This window comes from Tunturiibacter gelidiferens, from assembly GCF_014201335.1.
Lineage (GTDB): Bacteria > Acidobacteriota > Terriglobia > Terriglobales > Acidobacteriaceae > Edaphobacter > Edaphobacter lichenicola_E.
On the sequence record NZ_JACHEB010000018.1, the window covers coordinates 93644 to 101537 of the forward strand.

Sequence of the window (7894 nt, forward strand, 5' to 3'; positions counted from 1 at the left end):
TGTAGGCCCCCTAAAAAGGCGGGCCCGCAGGTAGAGCCGCCCTTTATCGCACGGATGTCCGCGGTCCGGCACGTCCAGCGAGAGACTCTACGCGTCGCTCAGGTCGAGAAACTAACGAAAAATTCCATTCGGAACTCTATCGTCAGTTGGATATCAGGCTAATGCCCTCATTCAAATCTCTTACTAAACACAAGTCGACGTATCGATACCAAAGAAGAGCGTTTAAAACCCTTCGCAACCGATCGTCACTCTCATGGCATCCGATGCAGATGTGCTGGTTCCCGAGTCAATACGTGAATTCCGACTAATTAAAGATGAACACGCGGTGGGAGTCTTCTTACGATGAAATGACATCTCTCAGACAATCTAATTGACTCCAATCGTTATCATGAAGCGCAGAGCACTCCGGGACAACTTCTGTGTTGCGAATACCGTCTCGGCGGTTAGAGCTTGTGCACTAAACCAATAGGTGGCCAATGCGCCGCATGTTTTTCTTCGAAATTCACGATCAATCTTGGTTCCCAGTCAACTTACGAAACCTGGTAACGGATGGGCTTCAATCGTTCTGGAGGTTGAGCAATTCCTACAAGCCGATCGTTCCACGCTTAAGAGACGCGCTCGCGAATGCCGGGACGAAAGTTGTCCTCGATCTCTGTTCTGGCGGAGGCGGCCCCTGGTTTCAACTAGTACGCGACTTCGAAAAAGAAAATTGCAAAATCAGTGTCTGCCTGACGGATATGTATCCCAATCAGCAGGCATTCGAGAAAGCAGCTTCGGGCTCCAGCCTAATCGACTTTGACAGTAGGCCAGTATCTGCTATCGAAGTTCCGCCGGACATTCCCGGTTTTAGGACAATCTTTTCATCTTTTCACCACTTTTCCCCCGACGATGCGCAGAGCATCCTCAGTAGTGCAGTGGAGAGTGGCAAGGGAATCGCTATCTTCGAAACCGCGCGACGGAACCTAAAGATAATGTCAATAGTCTGTTGTCTTCCTTTCCTGATCCTATTACTTACGCCGTGGATCCGCCCCTTCCGTTGGTCTCGATTAGTTTTGACTTACATAATCCCTATCGTGCCTTTTGTTCTTTGGTTTGACGGATTGATGTCGTGCTTGCGCAGCTATTCCCACCAAGAGCTGAGTGAGATGGTGGGCAACCTGACGGATAAAAGCTATTACTGGCAGGTGGGGACCCAAGACGACGGTTTCTTGCCAGTAACCTTTCTGATCGGCTATCCAACAACCAAAGCAATGCTCTCTAGCGTCTGAGAGTCGCTCGGAATAGGATTCCTTCGAGACTAGACACCCCGGCGCGTGTATCAGGGAGGTCGAAGTTAATCAATGTAGACCCTTTTAAGAAAACCGAGAGTTTTGCAGTTGCAGGACTTTAAGGAATTATTCCTTTTGGTGGCACAACGGTCTCATGAGGTCGGCGCCCGCCTGGCGTTGGGAGCAGACAGGAGTGCCATCCTACGCCTGGTGATGGGACGAAGTCTGAAGTTGACTATCGCGGGGGCAGCTGTTGGTCTTATGTTCGCTCTGCTGGCTACGCGCCTACTCTCATATCTTTTTTCGGCGTTTGCGCTCACGTTTAGCGTTGCCGCGGGGCTAGGGCCCCCCGAATGCCTATCCATGAACGCTCGGTGAAGTGCGCTGGCACTCTATCACTCATCCATCTTCAGACCCCTTAGTGCGCTCAGGCAACATAGACGAGGAACTCTGGCATGTCCGGGAGATCGTCAATGAAAGTCCCCTTTTTTTTCCCTTTGGAGGAAAAGCGCCGCACTCGTTGCTTCTTCCGCTCGGCCACGTAAAAATCGCCGTCGGGACCGACCGCGAAGCCGGAGGGGGCGTCGAGCTTCCCGTCGATCACTATGCGGCCTTCAAGGTCGCCCTTCGGTGGTGTGGACGTCAGGTCCAGCGCGAGAATGCTGCCGCTGCCCGAGGCACCGATGTAAAGCGTCTCCCCATGCAGGATTAGGTGCACGGGAGCCCTGAGCGAGCGCCCCGCGATGCGGGCCATCAACTCCCCCGATTGCACATTGAAGACCTTCACCGCGTCGGCTGCTTCATCCGCCACGTATAGATTATTGCGGTGCACGACGATGCCGCGCACCGAATGCCGAGGCTTGCCGCGCTTGTCGAGCACCACCTTAAGGCCAAGCGGCGCCGGCACGTCGAGTGACGTGCGTCCACCATACTCGGGGAGGCTCCCATGGCTTGACGCGACGAGCGTGCCGGGAAGAAACTGCCCGTTGGGATAGTGCTTGCGGAGGTGCGCAGCGACCGATGCGGGTTTGCGAGTCTTCGGTACAAGTGACACCACGGTGTTGGTGTCCTGACAGGAGATGTAGATATGACCATCGTCCCCCAGAGCCACATCGAAGGGGTGCACCATAGCCGCAATCTGCTCGGTCTTTGCGAGGACCTCTTCGAAGTGGAAGGTGTCCCTATGGCGGTGATAGCGCGCAATGTGGCTATCCTGGCGCCACGCATTCGCGATGTAGAGATCCTCGCCCAGCAACACGAAGCCGCGCGCGATGTGTAACGGATGCGCGGCCGGCGACGGATCGAGCAGCAGCGGATGCGTCTTGCGCGGAGAGCCGTTGTCTTCAAAGACGCCGATATTATCAACTCCGTGCCCCGATTCACCCCGATAGCTGATCCACCACATGACTTTTTCCTTCCAAGCACGACTGCACGGACCTATTCGTCCAAATTACCCTTTAAATCCGCCTTCTTGAAATTTCTCATTAGCGGGAGGAAAGTATGATCTATACCCGATCAAATAATCGATCGATATCCTCCACACTCCGCAGAATCGAAAGCTGACTTGCGTTCCGCGGATCGCAAACGGTCACTCCGTCCATACACGACACGCCAATTACTGCAAACACGTCGCCCGAATGTTCCTTGTTGCGGCGTTTGATGGTTTTCTTCAGCTTCGCCAGCGCAAGCAAAGCGTGTCTTCCCTTGAGCTTCTTCTGACATTTTCGGCAGGAAAGAATAATCTGCCCTTCCCAAGCAGCTTGACAGGTTTTGAGTGTATTTGCCATTCTGCCGAATTAAATGCAGATCTCCTATGATCTCAGTTCGAACTCGTCGCGTTCCTTGCTGCCTTTACCGCCGCGCTGTGAATGGAACCCGCCACCGTCTGATCCACTAGACCACCGCCGACGCCATGTTTCATGGCCTTCTTTGCGGCTTTATCAATCGCATTCAACGCCTTCCTCTCAGATTCTTTCTTTGCCATTACGCAATACCTCAACAGGCAGTTTGGCCGCAATTGGGAATGGTACAGCGGCACCCTTTCGTTGTTTCCGTTGCAGCGGCTGAGGCTACGCAATGATGGGAACGCCTCACAATTATTACCGCGATTGGGCCGCCCTCTTTGCAGGCTTCTTTGCCGCTGAGTTCGCGGGCTTTTTAGTTGGAGTCTTCTTGGCAGCAGCTCTCGTAGCAACCTTCTTCGCAGGCTCTTTCTTCCCAGCTCTCTTGGTCACGGTTTTCTTCGTGGCCTTTTTCGGCAATGTCCTTTTAGCCGCTTTTTTCGCCACGATCCTCTTCACTGCCTGCTTGGCAGGTGCCTTCTTCAAAACCTCCGTCACCGTGGTCACGGCCGCCCCAACTGCCGCTTTGATGGCGCCTGCCACATCTGATGCCATCGCCATTCCTACCCCAACTGTCTCCCCTGCCTTATCCACTATCGTTTTCTCAGCCATTCAGACCCCTCAATCTTTGTGTTCCTATGCAGTCACGAATTGTAGAGGCATATCGAACTAATCGCACAAGTCTTTTGTCTTCCCATTAGAGGCCGGCCGCTAACCATCGTGTTCCTGCCGTACGACTTCCAAGAACAACTGCTAGTGCATCTTCCTGCGCTACGCGCAAAGCGACGTAACCAAGCCTCCTGAGGGACTCCGTCCCTGGCGCCTGACAAGGAGTGTCCCCAGTCTTCCGCGCTGCGCTTGTGCAGACCGGCCCTCGGCCGCCTTTTTCGTTTCGCTACCGCTTCTCTCAAGGGTGAGAGATATCCGCATTCTGGTCCCGATGATTCGGGTTCGTCGCAAGAAGGAAGCCGAGAAGGACATTACCAAACAGAACCATCCCGTACTGGTCGGCTTTCGCCCTGCTTATGTCTTCGACGTGAGCCAGACCGAAGGCACACCGCTCCCCGATCTCTCAGTGCGGGTGAGGGGTGAAGTAGGCGAGTACCGAGAACGCCTCATCGACTTTCTGATGGCGCAGGGGATGGAGCTTGAGTTCAACAAGAGCATCACCCCGGCGCTTGGCATGAGCTATGGAGGCTGCATCGCGATTCTTCCCGGACAGCCAGCAGCTGAAGAGTTCAGCACGATGGTCCATAAACTTGCCCATGAGATGCTTCATAAGGCAGAGCGGAGAATAGCGGCCACCAAGACGATACGCGAGACGGAAGCCGAGGCCGTCGCCTTCGTTGTTTCGCAAACCATAGGCCTTGACGCTGGCCACGCCTCAGCCGACTACATCCAGCGCTACCACGGCAACGCCGCTCTTCTGGCCGAGAGCCTGGAAGTCATCCGGCGCACCTCGTCCTTGATTCTCTCCGCCATCGAGACACCAGCCAGTACTGCGGAGACAGACCGAGACAGAAACCGACTACGAACCTGCACTGGCGCAGGCCAGCTAACAAGTTCTTCTCCTTCGTGAGGGCGGACGGCTCAGACCGTCCCGCTCAGACCGCGCCACATGTAGATGCCCTCCTTGGGCGGGATGCAGAATAGCAGCGCATTCGAGTACCAGTCATGTCAGCGCAGTCATTTCTTCGTGGCGTCGTTACTATCGCCCCTAACGCGTTTGAGGACGTCGCAGAACAGCTTGCCGCCAACGACGAGAGCAACGAGCAGACCTTAGAGAAGATTTTATTATCCTCATTCAGTCGGAGGCTAGCCCTGCAATCTGTGATCCCTCGTCTCGCTTTTGAATCCTCCTCTTCCGGCCCGCGTCTAACTCTTGCGAACCAACATAAGGAGACACGGATGGCGAAGGTTGTTCTGATAACAGGCGCTAACAAGGGCATTGGTTTCGAAGTAGCGCGGCAACTCGGACACTCCGGATTTACCGTTCTGCTCGGCGCACGCGACGCCTCACGTGGCGAAGCGGCCGCAGCAAAACTCAGCGCTGAGGGGTCTGACGTTCGCCCAGTCATCGCAGACCTTGATCGTGCCCCCGAGACAGCCACTTCATTAGCCGGGCAGATACAGAAAGAGTTCGGTCACCTCGACGTTCTCATCAACAACGCCGGTGCCTTCGATCTCACTGGCGGCGACGGCCCGGCGAGCGCCGTTTCGATCGACGCGATGAAGCGCACATTTGCCACCAACTTCTTCGGCACTGTTGAGTTCACGCAGCCGTTTTTGCCGTTGCTTCGCGCAGCCGAAAGCGCCCGCATCATCAATGTTTCCAGCGGCCTCGGCTCCGTCGGGCTCAACAACGATCCGGCCTCGCCCTTCTACTCCGTCAAACCCCTCGGCTATAACGCATCCAAAGCCGCGCTGAACATGTTCACCGTAAATCTCGCCTGGGAGTTGCGCGACACGAAGATCAAAGTCAACTCGATCTGCCCCGGCTTCACGGCAACTGACCTCAACAACAACACCGGTACCCAGACCATCGAAGAGGGCGCCATCGCCATCGTCCGCTTTGCGCAACAGACCGACGACAGCCCCACCGGCGGCTTCTTCCACAAGGACGGCACTTACCCCTGGTAGGCTAGCGCTTCGCGCCCTGGGGCTGAGGATCACTACACCGAACGTCAAAAACGTCCATTAACCCCCTTAGGCCGAGCGCAGCCAACTTCCGTGAAGAAAGGTTGTCGGTACGAATCTAAACGTACGCCCTTGTCGCTGCCGCAAAGCATTACTCTGCGGTTGTAAAGCTGTCAGTCGCTGCGCCTACTCTCCATCGGGCCGTATCGGGGCGATCAGCCGCTAAACCCACGGATCGCCATTGCCGAATGATCAGTCCGAGCGGTCAACGAAGACCATGTTGATCATGACGTCATCCGAGCGTACGGATAGCTTGCTTTTCAGTTCGTCAGCTATATATCGGAAGAAGGCAAGCTTTGAATCTTTATTATTTCCGACAGTGCTGGTCACTTGTATCAAGATGAAGTCGGGCGATCGATCCCAGCCGAGGAATTTGGGGTCGTAAATTAAATTTTCCGGTGAATGCTCGCCGATGACGATGAAGCGGTCACCGTCCGGCGCTTCAAGACCTCGACGATCCCTGGTACACAACGTCAGCGACAGTGGCGCGATACTCGGCACTTTTCCCCTGAAGTAGATCAATACGAGCAAACGGCATAATAGTCTCGTCTGGATGCAAAATTGGTTGAAGACGTTTAGACTTCTCTTCCATATTGAAGCTGATGATAAAACTTCATACCTGGCTTACAATTCCACTCTCAGCATGGGGAGCTTGGTTGCGATCCGTGAATGCTGAAGGCGCTCAACCAACCCGTAGAGACTTGCTACGTAATTGAACGTCCTGTGTTCGGTGCATTAGGCGACAAAATACAAGAGCCAGCAGTCGTTTAGACCGCTGGCTCTTACTTCTTTTACAGCTCAATGATTGAATAGCCGAGTGCTCCGAAACACGCGATTGAATTGCCCTTATTGTGTTTGGCTTCCCGCATTCGCTTCCTGTCGCTCATCGATCGGTCTTGGATTCTTACTCCCGCTCTCTGGATGTGAGTCGTTGGCTTTCAGATCGACGTCGCGGGGATGGTCTGACGGTGATGTCACCAGGTGTGCTTTGTGAGCACTCGAAAGATGATTTCTTACATCCGATCCTTTGTTTAACATAGCTGCTCCAGTAATTCCGCTGCGTACTTGGAGGGTGCTCGTCTAGCGCGAAGCAAATAACTGCTTAAGGCGAGATGCGAAGAGACTCGCTAATCCTTATAGGATACGCTTCGATCCTATACTCCGCCGCAACTGGACTTCGTACTGCCGAACAAATGTGAAGGCGGATATTACGATGTAAAGTCGGTAACGGAGCACCTATGTGGCGCGTTGTCGTATTTTGCTTGAGTTGTTCGACATTCTTCGCGCAGGAAATCGGTTTCTGAGGGGACGGTACCCAGCCGCCATGGGTGTCCTGCTTTGCAAAACCCTCCAAGCGCTGAATGGAGAGGACCCAAGACTGTGCGTACGGCGCAAGTGACTTCCGCTGACGGCAGATTTACAGCCTATGCGGTTATCGAAGCGAGGGCGGCAGGGCCGATGGAATGCCTCAACACGATACGGCTTTTCGTCTCAAGTCAAAGCTCAGAACGCATTCAGCAGGTTTACTGGAGAACGGTTCATCTCTCCGGGGGACAGCGAATTCTCTTGAACCTATCGGTTGGTCGCCGGACGAGCGATGGCTGCTTGTCGTCTATCGGACTGGATCTTATGAGTCAGATGCCGGCGGCCTGAGCATCCTTCTTTATGACACAACAGAACGTAGAGTCATCATGCCGGATCTAGGACATCTGGTTTCAACGGCCCTCAAAAAGAAATGTTCTATTCGTATCGCAATGCCTTTTCGTTTTGACACGCTCTCCCGAGTTCATCTGCGACTTGCAGACGACGTGGATGATGGAGACGAAGAATCGAATACCCATTGCTTTCAAGGGCAAGAGGAGTGGGCTCTTCAGTCCGAGGGAAGGTACTACACGGCCGGCATCAACCCATTGATCTGGCCCTCGCGGCAACGAGTCGCAAGGCGCCGAACGGCATGAGCAAATACACCGATCGTAAGCGTCGTTCGCGAGAGAAACGGGGTTACTGAGATGGTCCGCCGCTTGATCACCTGGTTTGGACTGGGTGATCTTGTAGGCAGGTATAAGGAGGATCATCGATATGCAGATT

Annotated in this window: 9 protein-coding genes; 4 read left to right on the forward strand and 5 right to left on the reverse strand. The window is 54.3% G+C overall.

Translation table 11 applies throughout. The features are described from left to right. Window positions 1-476 precede the first annotated feature (476 nt). Window positions 477-1268, forward strand: a complete 792-nt coding sequence (locus HDF14_RS25725; protein WP_183981631.1) for a hypothetical protein — start codon at window positions 477-479, stop codon at window positions 1266-1268. Between the two features lie 138 nt (window positions 1269-1406). Next, on the forward strand, window positions 1407-1646 hold the full coding sequence (locus HDF14_RS27810; protein WP_183981614.1) for an FtsX-like permease family protein: 240 nt from the start codon (window positions 1407-1409) through the stop codon (window positions 1644-1646). Window positions 1647-1695: 49 nt separating this feature from the next. On the opposite strand, the gene HDF14_RS25735 is transcribed toward HDF14_RS27810, so the two are convergent. The 4 genes from HDF14_RS25735 to HDF14_RS25750 all read right to left on the reverse strand — a co-directional run bounded on the left by HDF14_RS25735 (window position 1696) and on the right by HDF14_RS25750 (window position 3721). Further along, a complete protein-coding gene (locus tag HDF14_RS25735) occupies window positions 1696-2673 on the reverse strand; it encodes a hypothetical protein (RefSeq protein ID WP_183981615.1) in 978 nt (325 codons plus the stop codon). A 100-nt stretch (window positions 2674-2773) separates the two neighbouring features. Next, entirely contained in the window at window positions 2774-3055 is a 282-nt protein-coding gene (locus tag HDF14_RS25740; protein WP_183981616.1) for a hypothetical protein, read from the reverse strand. 32 nt (window positions 3056-3087) lie between these two features. Beyond that, a complete protein-coding gene (locus HDF14_RS25745) occupies window positions 3088-3252 on the reverse strand; it encodes a hypothetical protein (RefSeq protein WP_183981617.1) in 165 nt (54 codons plus the stop codon). A gap of 115 nt (window positions 3253-3367) precedes the next feature. Beyond that, window positions 3368-3721: a hypothetical protein gene (locus HDF14_RS25750; protein ID WP_183981618.1), complete on the reverse strand. Its 354-nt coding sequence runs from the start codon at window positions 3719-3721 to the stop codon at window positions 3368-3370. Window positions 3722-4049: 328 nt separating this feature from the next. Between HDF14_RS25750 and HDF14_RS25755 the strand changes: the two genes are divergently transcribed. Together HDF14_RS25755 and HDF14_RS25760 are read left to right on the forward strand one after the other, a co-directional pair. Then, window positions 4050-4688: a hypothetical protein gene (locus tag HDF14_RS25755; protein WP_406707277.1), complete on the forward strand. Its 639-nt coding sequence runs from the start codon at window positions 4050-4052 to the stop codon at window positions 4686-4688. Between the two features lie 329 nt (window positions 4689-5017). Continuing rightward, window positions 5018-5749, forward strand: coding sequence for an SDR family oxidoreductase (locus HDF14_RS25760; protein ID WP_183981619.1), 732 nt, complete (start codon window positions 5018-5020; stop codon window positions 5747-5749). Between the two features lie 249 nt (window positions 5750-5998). Here the strand turns inward: HDF14_RS25760 and HDF14_RS25765 are convergent, their stop codons facing one another. Next, window positions 5999-6337 carry a tautomerase family protein gene (locus HDF14_RS25765; protein WP_221304890.1) on the reverse strand — a complete coding sequence of 113 codons (339 nt, stop codon included), beginning with the start codon at window positions 6335-6337 and terminating at the stop codon, window positions 5999-6001. Window positions 6338-7894 lie beyond the last annotated feature (1557 nt).